This is a genomic window from Bacillus sp. CH_70, assembly GCF_038007045.1.
Taxonomy (GTDB): domain Bacteria; phylum Bacillota; class Bacilli; order Bacillales; family Bacillaceae_G; genus Bacillus_A; species Bacillus_A cereus.
Genome location: NZ_JBBOWL010000001.1, coordinates 1989973 through 2005537 on the forward strand (window position 1 = coordinate 1989973; position 15565 = coordinate 2005537).

The following is a 15565-nucleotide window of genomic DNA, read 5'->3' on the forward strand; positions in this document are numbered from 1 at the left end:
ATAACACCTCTATAAAAATAGTATTTAGTAATTAGAATAATTGTAATTTAAAAAATGAAATTTTTAAAGAATTTAATTTTTTGTCACTTTTTGAAAGGAATTTTCATGTATAATGAAGAATATATTGATATAGTATTATATTAATAATCATTGTAACAGTGAGTATGTACAATAGCTTGTAGCAAACGCCCAAGTGTAAGAAAGGGCGGATAAACCATTCTTTTCTTCATATACATATAGAAAATGAGAAAGAAAGTGAGGGTTGCATATGGCTGCTTGGGTAATTTGGTTTATAATAGCTGGTATTTTATTTATTGCAGAAATGTTGTCGATTACATTTTACATGCTTTGGCTTGGAATTGGAGCTGTTGTCGGAGGTCTTATTGCTTTGTTTGCTCCTGATGCACTACTGTTACAAGTTACTGTTGGCGCAATTGTAAGTTTAACTTTGACATTCTTTACGAAAAGAATTTCCAAAAACTTTCGAGAGGCAAAAGGTTTTACTGATACAGTAGATATGCTTGTTGGTAAAAAAGGGATTGTTATGCAAGCGATTACAAATGAAGCGAATGGTATTGTGAAGGTGGATGGAGATACTTGGACAGCTATTGCAGATTCTTCAATTGATGCTGGAGAAAAAGTCGTTGTTATAAAGAGGCATAGTACTATATTACAAGTAAAAAAGGAGAGTGAATAAATATGGTAGCATTAACGTTAACGATTATATTCGCACTAATTGTAGTTACATTTATCGCATTAACAATTAAAATTATTCCTCAGCAAAAAGTTGGGGTTGTTGAAAGATTTGGTAAGTTTCAACGTATAATGCACCCAGGATTAAATATTTTAATCCCAATTGTAGATCGTGTTCGTGTATATCACGACTTACGTATTCAACAAACGAATGTACCACCGCAAAAAGTAATTACGAAAGATAATGTTCAAGTAGAAATAGATACAATTATTTTCTATCAAATTGTTGAACCAGAACTTGCGACATATGGTATTTCAAACTATGAATATGGTGTTCGTAATATTACTTCAGCAACGATGCGTCAAATTATCGGTAAAATGGAACTGGATGAAACGTTATCTGGTCGTGAAAAAATTTCAACAGAAATCCGCTTAGCGCTTGATGAAGCAACAGAAAAATGGGGCGTACGTATTGAACGTGTCGAAGTTGTTGATATTAACCCGCCAAAAGATGTGCAAGCATCAATGGAAAAACAAATGAAGGCTGAGCGAAATAAACGTGCAATTATTTTAGAAGCTGAAGCAGCAAAACAAGATAAAGTTCTTCGTGCTGAAGGGGAAAAGCAAAGTAAAATCTTGATGGCTGAAGGGGATAAAGAAGCGCGTATTCGCGAAGCTGAAGGTATAAGAGAAGCAAAAGAATTAGAGGCACAAGGGGAAGCGCGAGCAATTGAAGAAATCGCAAAAGCAGAACAAAACCGTATTGAATTGCTTCGTGAAGCGAATTTGGATGAGCGCATACTTGCTTACAAATCATTCGAATCATTAGCTGAAGTTGCAAAAGGACCAGCAAATAAAGTCTTTATTCCGTCTAATGCAATTGAAACACTTGGTACTCTTGGGGCAATTGGAGAAATATTTAAAGAAAAACAAGCGAAGAAACTACCTTCAAATGATACAGGAAAAGAACAATAAAAGTGAGGAAGAGAAATGGGATACCATTTCTCTTTTTTTGTGCGTATATTCCGAAAAGCTTGTACATATCCATGTATAAAGAAGGTGATGCAGTGAAAAAGTATGCAACTCGAATACATGGGAAGAAATTAATTTCGTTACTCCTTTTATATGCGCTAATAGTAATTATAATAGCGTCGATTTTGACGTCACTTTTACATACAATGAAATCGAATTATGCAAATCAATGGTTTGGAAAAGTATCGATGCAAGGTTTTGTTCAAATGATAGAAAGTGAGAATCACTATTACGGATTTGATTATTTTAAGCAGAATAAAAGAGAGTCAGTTGGGAATTTAATGTTCTCTATTGCGACAGATTTGAAAATTAAAGATTTAAGAACATTCGTCGGTAAAGAAGTACCTGGTATGTCAAAGTATTATTCTAATATTATCGTAGCTGGGGAAGGGACAAACTTGACGAATATCCCAAATGAATCTAGTGTACCGATTGAAGAAGTAACGAAAGAACGGGAAGTAGCAAAAGATAAAGTTACAGAAGCGGAAAAGAATAATCCGGTTCAGAAAAAGAACGGAGCGAAAAAAGGTGAAAGTGCAGTATATATTTATCATACACATAGCTGGGAATCCTTCTTTCCATTATTACCAGGGGCAACTGATCCATCTAGCCCAGATGTAAATGTGTCCTTACTAGGAAAACGTATGAAGGAACAACTTGAGGGGCAAGGAATTCCAGTAATTCACGATAAAACGAATATGGGTGATTTATTAGCGAGTAAAAAGTGGGTATGGTATCAGTCATATAAAGCATCTCATGAATATGTAAAAGGAGCATTAGCACAAAATAATAAAATTGCGTTTCCGATTGATATACATCGTGATGATCAGCGTAAGAAAGTAACAACAAAAGTAATTAATGGAAAATCGTATGCAAGATTATATTTTATTATTGGGATGGAAAATGAAGGCCGTGCTGAAAATGAAAAAATTGCAAGAGCGATCAATAGTTATTTAGATGAAAACTATTATGGATTAAGTAGAGGGATTTTTCCGAAGTATAAAAAAGATGGAAATGGCGTTTATAACCAAGATCTATCGAAAAATGCGATGTTAATTGAAGTTGGTGGTGTTGATAATACGTTAGATGAATTATATAACACAATTGATGTGTTAACAGAAGCGTTTAGTAAATATTATTGGAATGATGCGGAAAAAGTGAATGGATGAGGGACGGGAGACCGTTCCTTTTTATTTTGAAATCTTAAAATGTGATATAATAGAATTTTGTGAATGTTAAATAAAGGGGGAGAGAGAAACATGCAAATACTACTAATACGCCACGGAGAATCAGAAGCTGATATCTTACATGTGCATGAAGGACGAGCTGATTTTGAGTTGACTGACAAAGGGAGACGACAAGTACAAAGACTTGTACAGAAAGTGAAAAAAGATTTTGCACCAGATTTCATTTGGGCAAGCACATTAAAACGCGCTCGCGAAACGGGTGAAACATTAGCAGAAGCAATTGGTTGTCCAATTCAATTAGAAGAGGAATTAATGGAGTTTAATAATGGAATACAAGCTGGCTTATCATTTGAAGAAGCAAAGAAATATCCAGAGCCAAAATTTCTTCATGACCGTTTTGAAAACGGAGAGTCATTTATTGAGTTTCGAATGAGAATAGAAGGGATTTTTTCTAAAATTGTGACAGAGAATACATATGATCGAATTGCGATTGTTGCCCATGGAGGCGTAATTAATAGTCTATTACGTGCATTTTTCAATATGCCAATTTCAATGGACTACTATTTCAAAATGGGAGATACGGGAATAAGTTTAATTGAAATTGAGGGTGAACAAAAAACGGTGCATTTTATTAATGATACGAATCATTTGGACGGGATGTAAAGACTTATGTACAAAGTTGCATTTTTTGATGTTGACGGTACGCTTTTAAGCGAGATTGATAGAAGTATGCACGAAAGTACAAAAGAAGCGGTACAAAGATTAATAGATAAGGGGATTCACGTAGTTGTTACAACAGGGAGACCATATAGTTTATGCTCACAATTTAAGGGGCTAGGCATAAAAACGTATATTTCTGCAAATGGTGCACATATAAAATGTGGGGAAAAAGTTATACATAAATCAGTACTTTCAAGCGAAATCGTTCATGATATTTCAAATTTTGCTGAATTACATGGTCACAGTGTTTCTTACTTTACAGAAGAATTTGCAATGAATGATATTGCCTCCAAAGATGAACGTGTCATACGAGCGTTAAATGAAACTTTAAATTTAGAGCGGTATCCTGACAAAGTTAAAAACTTGTCAGATGAGATGTATTGCATATGTCTGTATGCTGATGAAGCAGAAGCTCAAAAATTCATTGAAAGATATCCAGCACTTACGTTTGAACGTTTTCATGGTTACGTTATGAATGTATTGGAAGATAGTAAAGTATCGAAGCTAACTGCAATTCAAAAAGTATTGGAACATTTAAATATTAGTAAATCAGAAGCCATTGCTTTTGGTGATGGTGGAAATGATATTGAGATGTTGCAGTATGTAGGATTAGGAGTTGCGATGGGAAATGGTGGAGAGGAGTTGAAGAGAAGGGCTGATTTCGTTACAACGAAGGCGAGTGAAGGCGGAATTTCTTATGCCTTAAAGAAGTTGCACATTATTTAAAACTGATAGCTAGTCAGTGTGAAAAATCCTGTTTTAATAATAGGATTTTTTTGTTCAACAATGTGCTTGCAATAAAAGGAAAAATATGAGTATAATGAGAAAGTAATTAGGTAAGCTAATTATTTAATGAGAAAGGAGAGTGAAGATGAATGGATTCAAGAAAAGATTCTCTTCCTTTAGGGATTGAGCCGTACGCAGAGTTAATCAAAAAGACAGCGTCAGCGGAAACGGATCCAATCGCAGCAAAACTTGGTTTGTTAATGTTATGGACGTCTGATAATGTTCTTGATGCGGTTGACGTAGATTTAGCTCCGCTTGGTATTTCAGAGAGTAAATTAGATTTTTTACTATTGTTTATTTTGCGTGAAATGGAAGCGAATGGGGAAGAGGTGAACATGAGTCCTTCGGATATTGCGAGTCGATTAGGGATTACACGTGCTTCTGTCACTGGCTTATTAGATTGGATGGAGAAACGAGAGTTAATCGTAAGATTCCACCATTCTGAAGATCGAAGAAGATTAAAGGTGAAAATTACTCCGAAAGGAAAAGAACTAGTTACACATTCTTTACCAACTTTTTGGTTATCTTGCGCTTCGTTAGTTGATGGCTTTAATCAAGAAGAGCGTCAAGTTTTAGAAAAGCTATTAAATAAAATGCAAACAACTATGCAGGTGAAATTAGGAGAAGGTAGGTAAATAAGTTGATTATGAAGATCAACTTATTTATTTGGACATATAATTAGCTTACCTTATTATATGCTTAACTAACTTTATGAACGGTGATAATTTTTGCTATGTAATTAAAATAAATAAGAGTTAAAGGAATGCTATTTTAGTAATTTAGAGAGTTTAAACTAATAAAAACAAATCGTAATAAGGGAGAGAGTTTATGATGGAAATAGGAAAGGAAGTAAATAGTGAAAAGAATTATACAATAATGACAGCAGTATTATGTTGGTCGGGTATGGTAGTTATGTCTAGCCTATATGTAACAATACCTTTAATTTCTCTATTTTCAAACATTTTTAATACGTCATTAGCACAATCGGCAGCTACAGGAAGTATATTTTCTGTTGGCTTTGCTATAGGGTGTTTGTTATTTGGGGCAATTTCTGATAAATATGGACGAAAAAAAGTGATTTTTATTGGATTGCTTGCACTGTCGATTGTTTCTTTTTGCTTAGGGTTTGTAGATAGTTTATTTTGGCTTGTTATTTTTAGAGGTATACAAGGGATAGCAGCAGCTACATTTTCTCCAGTAGCGCTAGCCTACGTTGTAGAAATGTTCCCAGTAGAAAGAAGGGTTACAACAATAGGATTTGTTAGTACTGGTTTTTTAGTAGCTGGAATTGTAGGGCAGGTAATAAGTACTGCTGTTAGTCAGCATTTTGGATGGCATATGGTTTTCTTTCTTCTTAGCATTGTCTATATAAGTACTGCTATATGGGTTTATTATTCTCTTCCGAAAGGAGAGACGTCTCAATCCTATACTGATATTTTGGGGCCAATTAAACAGATGGGTAAAGTTTTTACAAATAAAAGCTTAGTATTAAGCTATATAATTGCATTTGTTTTATTAATGGCTTTTGTTAATATGTATACTGTTTTAGGGAATTATTTGAGCTCTCCTACTTACAATTTAACTGCAGAACAAATTCTTTATTTTCGCTTAGCGGGGCTATTTGGTATGTTGCTATCACCGCTTGCAGGTCGTTTAACGAAGAGGTTTGAAGTAAGAAAAGTTCTTCAGGGAGGATTGTTGATCGCTATTTTTAGTCTAAGTTCAATGGGCTTTGTTTCGTATCTATCTCTACTTGTAATGATGAGTGTCTGTTTTGTAATAGGTATTGCTATATCCGTTCCGTCTTTAGTTTCTCTTGTAGGTCAATTAGGAGGGAAAGCGAGGGGAATAGCAGTATCTATTTATACTTTTATTTTATTTTTAGGTACTAGTATAGGACCTATCATTTCTATTTATCTAATGAAAATAGGAGGGTATGCTCAAACATTTATTTTATTAGGAATGCTACTTTTTATTGGTTTTGTAGCTTCTCTATTTATAATTAATGAATAAGTGGAAAATCACTCAAATAAAGGAATGCGAGGATCTTTCATATGCTCACATAATAAAAGATGAATTTGTCCACGATGATGATAAAAGTGTGCAACGATTTCAAGTAACCATTCAAAGCGCGAATAAGAAATACCCCAATAGGCAGTCATAACTTCTGCTAATTCTATTTGGGAGTAGGAAAGAAATGTTTTGGAGAGAAGGTTGTATCCTTCAATCATCGTTTGTTGCATTTGAGCAACTGTTACGGGCGTATGTTCTATATAAAAGGTATGTAATTCTTTTTCTGGAATACCATTTAAAATGAGCAAATCAGCATGACAAATAAGAGAAAGATGTGTACACATTTCAAATAATGATCGTTTTGAGTGAATCGGTTGTATTTTTAAATCGTTTTCACTATATTGGTTAAGCATATAAATAGAAGTATCAATAGCAACTTTTAGTTGATGTAATGCAGATTGAACAAACATTGTAATTCTCCTCGTCTCCGTATATAATAGTTTCTTGAGGATATTATATCATACTCAAAATTCCGAAAATTCTAGTAGTTTGACTAGCATAATGAAAAGTATTATATTGTAAAAGGTCATATGAAACGTGAAATAGAATGGAATGCAATTATTGAGTTAGGAGTTAGACCAATGAGTTTGAAATATGGAAGAGATACAATTGTAGAAATTGACTTAAATGCTGTAAAACATAATGTAAAAGAATTTAAAAAACATGTAAATGATGAAGAAATTAAGATGATGGCTGCTGTAAAAGCGAATGGGTATGGCCATGGGGCAGTTGAAGTTGCCAAAGCTGCAATTGAAGCTGGAATAAATCAACTTGCAGTTGCATTTGTAGATGAAGCAATAGAATTAAGAGAAGCAGGAATTACTGTGCCGATTTTAATTTTAGGATACACACCAGTAGCGGCTGTAGAAGATGTAATTCAATATGACGTTATGATGACTGTTTATAGAGTAGAAGATTTACATGGTATAAATGAAATTGCAAACCGTCTTCAAAAGAAAGTACAAATTCAAGTGAAAATTGATACAGGAATGAGTCGTATCGGTTTACAAGAAGAAGAAGTTAAACCATTTTTAGAAGAATTAAACCGTATGGAGTATATAGAAGTAGTAGGGATATTTACGCATTACTCTACGGCAGATGAAATCGATAAATCATATACGAATATGCAAACAAGTTTATTTGAAAAAGCTGTTAATACAGCGAAAGAATTAGGAATTCAAATACCATATATTCATAGTTCAAATAGTGCAGGATCAATGGAATTAAGTAACACATTTCAAAATATGGTGCGCGTTGGAATAGGAGTGTACGGTATGTATCCATCAAAAGAGGTGGATCATTCAGTCGTTTCTTTACAGCCTGCGTTGTCGTTAAAATCAAAAGTGGCTCATATTAAACATGCGAAGAAAAATCGTGGTGTAAGTTATGGGAATACGTATGTAACAACTGGTGAAGAATGGATTGCGACTGTACCAATTGGTTATGCTGATGGTTATAATCGTCAATTATCTAATAAAGGCTATGCGTTAATTAACGGGGTTCGAGTACCTGTAATTGGCCGTGTTTGTATGGATCAGTTAATGTTGGATGTTTCAAAAGCGATGCCAGTACAAGTAGGAGACGAAGTAGTATTCTACGGTAAACAAGGTGAAGAAAATATCACAGTAGAAGAAATAGCGGATATGTTAAGTACAATAAACTATGAAGTTACATGTATGCTAGATAGAAGAATTCCGCGTGTTTATAAAGAAAATGACGAAACAACTGCAGTTGTAAATATATTAAGAAAAAACTGAATCATTTAGATTCAGTTTTTTTATTTTTGGCAAGTGAAAAATGCTCTATTTGTACCGTACGATTGAATATTTTTAAAACCTACAGATTGTAATGCATGAGTAATTTCGTCTTTAGTGTAACATGTTTCTTTAAAAGAAAAGTCACTTCTTTTCCAAATATCATTTGTATCACGTGTAAATAATATGAAATTCATTTCTGCTTTTTTGTTTTTATTATCAAATGTAGAGTCAATCGTACAAACATATTCTTTCTCTGAAATATGAAACGAAGCAATCCAGTTTTCAAGAAATCCTTTTTCCATATTCATATCAAATGCGAATATACCCTCGTTATGTAATACGGAGTAAACGTTGTGAAACACACTTTTTAGTTCATCTAAATTCATAATATGGTTTAAACTATCACCGGCAGAGATGACGTAGTGGAATTGCTCATTTATATTGAAATAGCGAGCGTCATCGACGAAAAAGGTTGCATCTGGCGCATTTTCACTTGCATATTCAATCATTTGAGTAGAACCATCTATACCAGTTACTACAAAATTATTATCAAGTAGTTTCCTAGTAAGATGACCAGTCCCGCAACAAAGATCTAAAATATGAGAACGTGGTTGTGCATATTGTAAAACGAGTTTTTCAAAAGCTAGATAGGAGTGTTCGGCAAAATGTCCCCAATGTTTATTATAAATAGATGCGAAAATATCGTAATCAGAATAAATAAGTTTTTTAGACATAAATATTCTCCGTGCTATTCATTAAATTATAATAGTCATGCTTCGTTTTAATTTTAAAACCACATTGTGTATATAGTTTTAAAGCATGGTTATTTTTCGTTTCGACGTCTAATTCAATTGTTGAAGTTCCTTCTGTAATAAGGGTATGTACCATATAACTAAGAATATCTTTTCCATATCCTTTACCTTGATAAGAAGGATGAACGGCGAATCCTGATAGTGTAGTAGATTGTTCTTGCTCAGTAACTGTAATTGTTCCAATAGCTTTTTCGTTAATAAGAGCACTGTAAACTTTATGAGAAGGTGAAGTCATCATTTTTTGTAACCATGTAGCCGTATTGTCTACTGAATCACCAAAAGCTTTACTAGAAATTTCAATAAGGTCAAGAAGTGATTCTGAAGCTGCAAGAGTAAGCTGTATATTACTTTCTGTTGTTTTTTGAATTTCGTTTGTTTTGAACTCCATACTATATTCACTATATAAATACGGTAACTTCATATGTTTTACAAATTCATTCCCAGAAATAGAATCCCCATTGATAATAAGAAGAGCTTCATCTGCCTCTCTATTTTGTATTTCTTTCATTGCAGTTTGTAAAAGGGTAGTTCCGAAACGTTGTTTTCTAAAATGAGGATGTACAAAGCCTATTAGTTCAAGCTTTGTTGGTCTTTCGAAATCATACATATTTAAAGTGCCAATTAATTGAGTACCGTTATAAAGAAGAAAATCGTTTATATGATCTTCATTTCGATTTTTTAAAAAGTTGATATGTAAATCTGAAGAGTAATCAAGATTGTCTTGTTGCCCGCAAATATAAGCCAAATCCTTCATTTGCTGTATTTCACTTTCTGTTACAGAACGCTTTTTCTGAATATCCATTGTATACTCCCTCTCAATTGTATTTAAAAATAGGATGGGTGACTTAACCATTCCTTTAATTCCACACTACCTTGCACAGATAACAGTCGGTATAAATAACGATATGGTCGTCTACATTCTTCAAGATGAGGAATAGGCATAATTGTTTCGTAACCACTTTTAAAGGCATGTGCTTCTTTTTCGGTAAGTACATATTCTAGTCCGATAAAATCAAACTCTCGCGGGGCAACCGCGTAAGCTTCAGTATCTACTAAACACGTAATAGTTGTACCGTCATATAAAAATTGGGTAGGGTCCATATCAAGTAAGACGAGTGTAGCTTCTTTTGGTACGGACAGGGAAGAAAGCTGTGATTCAAAGGTAGGAAAAGCATTTTGTATGCTTTCATCATCGGAATAAAACATATTCACAAGCTCTTTACTCACGTTTAAAATATGTGATTGGAATTCATCTAGTGGAACTTGGAACGTGCCTGACGGATTTCCTATAAAATCGGCTTTAAACTTATGTATTTCTGCAAGTCCTTTTCCTAGGCTAAATAAAATAGAATCTGGTTGCTCGATAAAAGATTGAACTGTGTTACCTACTAACTTTTCGACCACCACAAATTCACGGCCATTTAAAACATGTTTTTCTAATATTGTTGGGATAGGAAGATTCGTATGTTCTTGTAGCAATGTATGTACAGTTTCTAAATGATGGACGTTCCTTGGATCAATTCCAAATAGATTTTTACATCCCCACCAAAAATCATTATTTGGTTCTTCATTCATTTTAGAAGTACGAACGATAACTTCTGTATCTTCTGTTTGAACGAGAAAAACATCACTTGCATGATCTTCATAACCTGGGTGCAAGGCCTGAACGGATAGAATAGTTGAATTGAATAGTTGTTGTAGCATGAAAAGACTCCCTTTTCTGTAAATTCTATAAATTTATTATATAACAGATGATGTGTTATGAGGATAAAGATAAAAAGATTGAAAGCATAGTTACATTTATAGCGAAAATTCATTAAAAACATTATATTTCTACATTTTTGTGTGAATTGTCTAAAAAAATATAGTAGTAAGACTTGAATGTAAGACTCATATCTTTAAATCTATGAAGAGTAAAAGTAAAATTAAGCATTCATTTATAAGATTGTGAATCACAATAATGTAGACTATAGAAAATATTTCTCAATAATAAAATGAAGAGAAAAGCATGAAGAAGTAGAATGCATTCATTTATAATAGACTTAAATTAATTAATATAATTAATTGTTAACTTTATAAGATTGACTGGATAGGAGAGAATATTATGGCAAATGTACTCGTAATAAATTTCCCTGGGGAAGGTCATATTAATCCGACTTTAGCTATTGTAAGTGAGTTAATCCAACGAGGAGAAACAGTTGTTTCGTATTGTATTGAAGATTATAGAAAGAAGATTGAAGCAACAGGTGCAGAATTCCGAGTGTTTGAGAATTTTCTCTCTCAAATTAATATTATGGAACGAGTAAATGAAGGTGGGAGCCCTTTGACGATGCTATCTCATATGATTGAAGCATCAGAGCGTATTGTTACTCAAATTGTAGAAGAAACAAAAGAGGAAAAATATGATTATTTAATATATGATAATCATTTTCCAGTAGGACGTATTATAGCGAATATTTTACAATTACCAAGCGTTTCATCTTGTACAACGTTTGCTGTTAATCAGTACATTAATTTTCATGATGGGCAAGAATCGAGACAAGTAGACGAAATGAATCCATTATATCAATCTTGTTTAGCGGGAATGGAAAGATGGAATAAGCAGTATGGAATGAAATGTAATAGTATGTATGATATTATGAACCATCCTGGTGATATTACGATTGTATATACTTCAAAAGAATATCAGCCGCGTTCAGATTTATTTGATGAATCGTATAAATTTGTAGGTCCATCAGTTGCTACTCGAAAAGAAGTGGGGAGTTTTCCTACCGAAGATTTAAAAAATAAAAAAGTGATTTTCATTTCTATGGGAACAGTTTTTAATGAACAACCTGCTTTGTATGAAAAATGTTTTGAAGCGTTTAAAGATGTAGATGCGACAGTCGTATTAGTCGTTGGTAAGAAGATAAATATAAGTCAATTTGAAAATATCCCGAAAAACTTTAAGTTGTATAATTATGTCCCGCAATTAGAAGTTTTACAGCATGCTGATGTATTCGTGACACATGGTGGTATGAATAGTTCGAGTGAAGCGTTATATTACGGTGTTCCATTAGTTGTAATTCCGGTAACAGGAGATCAGCCATTCGTTGCAAAACGATTGATTGAAGTAGGGGCAGGCATAACACTTAATCGTAACGAGTTAACTTCTGAATTGTTACGTGAGACTGTAAAGAAAGTAATGGATGATGTGACGTTTAAGGAAAATAGTCGTAAAGTGGGAGAGTCGCTTAGAAATGCTGGTGGATATCAAAGGGCAGTTGAGGAAATATTTGAATTAAAAATGAAGCCGTACGTAAAGATTAAATAGATGTTAGAAACACACTTACTTTTAATTTGTAAGTGTGTTTCTAGTATTACGTGTTACATAAAAATAGCGATAAAGGTGAAACTTTTTTGTATATAAATCGATACCTTTGAATTAGTAGTAAAATTACGTTAAAATAATACTAAGAAAATATATAAGTTTTGGGGGTAATGAATGAAGAAAGTATTTGAATACGTATTATTAACAATTGGCTCAATTATAGTAGCAGGTTCATTAGAGCTTATTTTAGCACCTAATGGATTAGTAGATGGCGGGGTAACGGCTATTGCTATTATGGCAAATAAAGTCGCAGGATTGCCGCTTTATGGTGTGTTCTTAGGAATTAATATCCCAATTTTATTATTTACTGCAAAAGTAATGGGAAAGAAATTTTTTATCCGTACATCTTATGCGAATGTAGTTACAACACTCGGATTAATTTATTTAAAACCATTTCTAGCAATTACGACTTCTGAGTTATTAATTGTACTTTATGGTGGAGTGCTGTTCGGAATTGGTGTTGGGATTGTTGTTAAAATGGGTGGAGCAATTGACGGTTCGGAAATGTTAGCAGTTTGGATGAATAAACACTTTAATGTACCGATTAGTACATTTTTACTTGCAGTAAATGCAGTTATTTTCATCTTTGTTGCCATTTTATTTTCAATCGAACAAGCGATGTTCTCATTAGCCATTTTCTATATTGTTACGAAAATGATTGATTTTATATTAGATGGTATAAATCAAGGTAAGAGCGTTATGATTATTTCTGGTAAGAATAAAGAAATAGGCGATTTACTTATGAAAGAATTGCAACTATCTGTTACGTATCTACATGGAGAAGGTGGTTTTTTAGGGGAGCATAAGAGAATCATTTATTGTATTACAAACCGATTCATTTATCCGAAAATGAAAGATCTCGTTCTCTCTGTAGATCCAACCGCTATAATTGAAGCTTCTTATTCAACAGAAACGACTGGTGTGAAACGTCCGGGAAGGAAAGCTAGGTCAGGTGAATAACTAGCAGAAGGCTGTCCAAAAAGTTATTTTGGAACAGCCTTCTTTTTTATTTTGTTGAATTGTTAGTATGTTACAAGTTAAACCCACTGTTAACAAGTTTCCTTGCAACTAGGGAACCAAGCGTTTTTCAATAATATAGCCAACGTTTCAATTTTATTTTCTGGAATGCTACCAAAACCGAGTAATACGTATGATTCCTTACGTAAATCATTCACGAAATCATATGGAGAAAGCGGGTATAATTTAACGCTTTGTTTTTTAGCGGATTCAATCAGTTCGTTTTCATTCATACTGTTATGGACACATAAAACAATATGAAGTCCGGACTGTTCGCCAAGAATTTGAACATTAGCCCCCATTTCTTTCATAATGGATTTTACTAACGCATGATGTTTTCTTTTATATAGTGTACGACTCCGGTTAAGATGACGTTCCCAATTCCCGTTTTGTATAAAGTTAGCAAAAGCAAGTTGTTGTATTGTAGCGACTGTTTGTTTGAAAATTCCATGCAGTTCTTGATATGTTTTAAAAAGATGTGGTGGTAAAACAACATATCCCATTCGTAAAGAAGGTAAAAAAGATTTTGAGAAAGTTCCCATATAAATAACGCGTTCATTTGAATCAAGACTTTGTAAAGAAGGAATTGGCTTACCAGCGTAGCGAAACTCTCCGTCATAGTCATCTTCAATAATGTATCCATTGCAATCATTAGCCCACTTTAACAATTCTGTTCTTCTAGATAAAGGCATAATAATCCCGAGTGGAAATTGGTGTGATGGTGTAACGTATGCGACATTGGCATTTGTATTGTATAAACTAGAAATATCAATCCCTTTTTCATCCAATGGTATGGGATGAATTTGTCTATCACAGCTTTTAATAATTGCGTGTATACGGTGAAATCCAGGGTTTTCAATGCCGTATTCTTTTGTAGGGCCAAGCAGTTGAAGTAGTAGCCAGAGAAGTGGCTGTGTTCCGGCGCCAATCACAATTTGATCAGGTGAAGAATGTACACCGCGAGAATGATATAAATATGTTGATATATGCTCTCGAAGAGCGAATTCACCTTGAGGATCTTCTTTGGCAAATAGTGCATTTTCGTATGTAAGTATGGATTCTTGTAATGCTCGTTTCCAATTTGTAATCGGAAATGCATTTTGATCAATAAGCCCTTGGCTACAATCATATTCAAATTTTTCGTCTATCAAATTGTTCGTCTTCTTTGCTGCATTTCGTTTTTTATTTGGGATAACGTCAATATCGAAATTTGCTACAAAAATACCACGTTTCGGTTTACTTTCTACATAACCTTCAGCTAATAATTGTTGATAAGCTGATTCAACAGTGATGCGGCTAATATTAAGTTGTGATGCTAAATTTCTGTGTGAGGGTAGACGTGTGCCAACAGAAATACTCCCTTGTATAATTTCAGCTTTTATATAGTCGTAAATTTGCAAGTAAATAGGTGTGTTACTTTGTAATTGCAATGGGATAGTAAAATCCATATAAAACTCTCCTTTAAAACTGGCCTTATAAAAAATACTTAAACTGTCACTTAAGTAAAGGGCAGTTACTTTCTATAATAATGATATAACATTTAGAAAATTAAATAAATAGTTAGAGGAGAGTTAAAAATGAATGTTAAAGAAGTAGTAACAGAAGAGCAATTACATGAAGTATTACCTGTTTTACAGCAATTAAGAACGAAACTTTCAAAAGAGGAAACAAGCTCTTTATTTCGAAATATGAAAGAAGAAAATTATAAACTATTTTCGCTGCGTAATGAGGAGGATGAAGTTGTTAGCCTTGCAGGTGTAGCGATTTGTACGAACTTTTATAATAAGAAGCACGTTTTCGTATATGACCTTGTAACGGCAGACGCACATCGTTCAAAAGGACATGGAAATGTATTACTTTCGTATATAGAGAACTGGGGAAAGGAAAACGGATGTGAATCTATCGTCCTCACATCAGCATTTGCAAGAATTGATGCGCATCGTTTTTATGAAAGAGAAGGGTATGATAAAGTGAGTTATTCTTTTCATAAAGAATTATAAAAAATAAGAAGAAGTTGTCCCGCAAAAGTTGGGAACAGCTTCTTCTTATTTTTTAAGTTATTATTAAACCGTAAATAGGTTGTAAGTTATGGTATATGTATTTGAAAAGGTTATATAG

The 15565-nt window shown here is 33.5% G+C and carries 16 protein-coding genes; 11 read left to right on the forward strand and 5 right to left on the reverse strand.

Going from position 1 to position 15565, the window contains the following annotated elements:
• Positions 1–268: 268 nt before the first annotated feature.
• From N2V79_RS10255 to N2V79_RS10285, 7 genes are all read left to right on the forward strand, one after another.
• A complete protein-coding gene (locus N2V79_RS10255) occupies positions 269–697 on the forward strand; it encodes an NfeD family protein (RefSeq protein WP_000741974.1) in 429 nt (142 codons plus the stop codon).
• Between the two features lie 2 nt (positions 698–699).
• Positions 700–1668, forward strand: a complete 969-nt coding sequence (locus tag N2V79_RS10260; protein ID WP_000226254.1) for an SPFH domain-containing protein — start codon at positions 700–702, stop codon at positions 1666–1668.
• Between the two features lie 20 nt (positions 1669–1688).
• On the forward strand, positions 1689–2894 hold the full coding sequence (spoIIP, locus tag N2V79_RS10265) for a stage II sporulation protein P (protein ID WP_307838012.1): 1206 nt from the start codon (positions 1689–1691) through the stop codon (positions 2892–2894).
• 90 nt (positions 2895–2984) lie between these two features.
• Complete coding sequence (locus N2V79_RS10270) at positions 2985–3575, forward strand: histidine phosphatase family protein (RefSeq protein WP_001166442.1); 591 nt, start codon at positions 2985–2987, stop codon at positions 3573–3575.
• 6 nt (positions 3576–3581) lie between these two features.
• A complete protein-coding gene (locus N2V79_RS10275; RefSeq protein ID WP_053564678.1) occupies positions 3582–4358 on the forward strand; it encodes a Cof-type HAD-IIB family hydrolase in 777 nt (258 codons plus the stop codon).
• A gap of 149 nt (positions 4359–4507) precedes the next feature.
• A complete protein-coding gene (locus tag N2V79_RS10280) occupies positions 4508–5053 on the forward strand; it encodes a MarR family winged helix-turn-helix transcriptional regulator (RefSeq protein WP_000378333.1) in 546 nt (181 codons plus the stop codon).
• A 196-nt stretch (positions 5054–5249) separates the two neighbouring features.
• Positions 5250–6431: an MFS transporter gene (locus N2V79_RS10285; RefSeq protein WP_023521758.1), complete on the forward strand. Its 1182-nt coding sequence runs from the start codon at positions 5250–5252 to the stop codon at positions 6429–6431.
• 8 nt (positions 6432–6439) lie between these two features.
• Here the strand turns inward: N2V79_RS10285 and N2V79_RS10290 are convergent, their stop codons facing one another.
• Positions 6440–6901: a DinB family protein gene (locus N2V79_RS10290; protein ID WP_000498006.1), complete on the reverse strand. Its 462-nt coding sequence runs from the start codon at positions 6899–6901 to the stop codon at positions 6440–6442.
• Between the two features lie 171 nt (positions 6902–7072).
• On the opposite strand from N2V79_RS10290, the gene alr reads away from it, so the two are divergent.
• A complete protein-coding gene (alr, locus tag N2V79_RS10295) occupies positions 7073–8248 on the forward strand; it encodes an alanine racemase (RefSeq protein ID WP_002093966.1) in 1176 nt (391 codons plus the stop codon).
• A gap of 20 nt (positions 8249–8268) precedes the next feature.
• Here the strand turns inward: alr and N2V79_RS10300 are convergent, their stop codons facing one another.
• From N2V79_RS10300 to N2V79_RS10310, 3 genes are read right to left on the reverse strand one after another with little or no spacing between them, the layout of a single operon-like run.
• Complete coding sequence (locus N2V79_RS10300) at positions 8269–8982, reverse strand: class I SAM-dependent methyltransferase (protein WP_065228709.1); 714 nt, start codon at positions 8980–8982, stop codon at positions 8269–8271.
• Positions 8975–9862, reverse strand: a complete 888-nt coding sequence (locus N2V79_RS10305; RefSeq protein WP_069355469.1) for a GNAT family N-acetyltransferase — start codon at positions 9860–9862, stop codon at positions 8975–8977. Before N2V79_RS10305 ends, N2V79_RS10300 begins: the two co-directional genes overlap by 8 nt.
• Before the next feature lie 23 nt (positions 9863–9885).
• Positions 9886–10764, reverse strand: coding sequence for a nitrate reductase (locus tag N2V79_RS10310; protein WP_340719826.1), 879 nt, complete (start codon positions 10762–10764; stop codon positions 9886–9888).
• Between the two features lie 400 nt (positions 10765–11164).
• Between N2V79_RS10310 and N2V79_RS10315 the strand changes: the two genes are divergently transcribed.
• A complete protein-coding gene (locus tag N2V79_RS10315; RefSeq protein WP_098678260.1) occupies positions 11165–12373 on the forward strand; it encodes a macrolide family glycosyltransferase in 1209 nt (402 codons plus the stop codon).
• A gap of 171 nt (positions 12374–12544) precedes the next feature.
• Complete coding sequence (locus N2V79_RS10320) at positions 12545–13390, forward strand: YitT family protein (RefSeq protein ID WP_340719827.1); 846 nt, start codon at positions 12545–12547, stop codon at positions 13388–13390.
• A gap of 89 nt (positions 13391–13479) precedes the next feature.
• On the opposite strand, the gene pdxR is transcribed toward N2V79_RS10320, so the two are convergent.
• On the reverse strand, positions 13480–14895 hold the full coding sequence (pdxR, locus tag N2V79_RS10325) for a MocR-like pyridoxine biosynthesis transcription factor PdxR (protein WP_340719828.1): 1416 nt from the start codon (positions 14893–14895) through the stop codon (positions 13480–13482).
• 129 nt (positions 14896–15024) lie between these two features.
• On the opposite strand from pdxR, the gene N2V79_RS10330 reads away from it, so the two are divergent.
• A complete protein-coding gene (locus tag N2V79_RS10330; protein ID WP_001101119.1) occupies positions 15025–15447 on the forward strand; it encodes a GNAT family N-acetyltransferase in 423 nt (140 codons plus the stop codon).
• Positions 15448–15565: the final 118 nt, after the last annotated feature.

Bases quoted from the DNA above. Each gene is read 5' to 3' on its own strand.
- N2V79_RS10280 (WP_000378333.1), top strand. From the start codon at position 4,508: ATGGATTCAAGAAAAGATTCTCTTCCTTTAGGGATTGAGCCGTACGCA.
- N2V79_RS10330 (WP_001101119.1), top strand. From the start codon at position 15,025: ATGAATGTTAAAGAAGTAGTAACAGAAGAGCAATTACATGAAGTATTA.
- N2V79_RS10320 (WP_340719827.1), top strand. From the start codon at position 12,545: ATGAAGAAAGTATTTGAATACGTATTATTAACAATTGGCTCAATTATA.
- pdxR (WP_340719828.1), bottom strand. From the start codon at position 14,895: ATGGATTTTACTATCCCATTGCAATTACAAAGTAACACACCTATTTAC.
- N2V79_RS10300 (WP_065228709.1), bottom strand. From the start codon at position 8,982: ATGTCTAAAAAACTTATTTATTCTGATTACGATATTTTCGCATCTATT.
- N2V79_RS10255 (WP_000741974.1), top strand. From the start codon at position 269: ATGGCTGCTTGGGTAATTTGGTTTATAATAGCTGGTATTTTATTTATT.
- N2V79_RS10315 (WP_098678260.1), top strand. From the start codon at position 11,165: ATGGCAAATGTACTCGTAATAAATTTCCCTGGGGAAGGTCATATTAAT.
- N2V79_RS10260 (WP_000226254.1), top strand. From the start codon at position 700: ATGGTAGCATTAACGTTAACGATTATATTCGCACTAATTGTAGTTACA.
- N2V79_RS10270 (WP_001166442.1), top strand. From the start codon at position 2,985: ATGCAAATACTACTAATACGCCACGGAGAATCAGAAGCTGATATCTTA.
- N2V79_RS10275 (WP_053564678.1), top strand. From the start codon at position 3,582: ATGTACAAAGTTGCATTTTTTGATGTTGACGGTACGCTTTTAAGCGAG.
- alr (WP_002093966.1), top strand. From the start codon at position 7,073: ATGAGTTTGAAATATGGAAGAGATACAATTGTAGAAATTGACTTAAAT.
- N2V79_RS10305 (WP_069355469.1), bottom strand. From the start codon at position 9,862: ATGGATATTCAGAAAAAGCGTTCTGTAACAGAAAGTGAAATACAGCAA.
- N2V79_RS10310 (WP_340719826.1), bottom strand. From the start codon at position 10,764: ATGCTACAACAACTATTCAATTCAACTATTCTATCCGTTCAGGCCTTG.
- N2V79_RS10285 (WP_023521758.1), top strand. From the start codon at position 5,250: ATGGAAATAGGAAAGGAAGTAAATAGTGAAAAGAATTATACAATAATG.
- N2V79_RS10290 (WP_000498006.1), bottom strand. From the start codon at position 6,901: ATGTTTGTTCAATCTGCATTACATCAACTAAAAGTTGCTATTGATACT.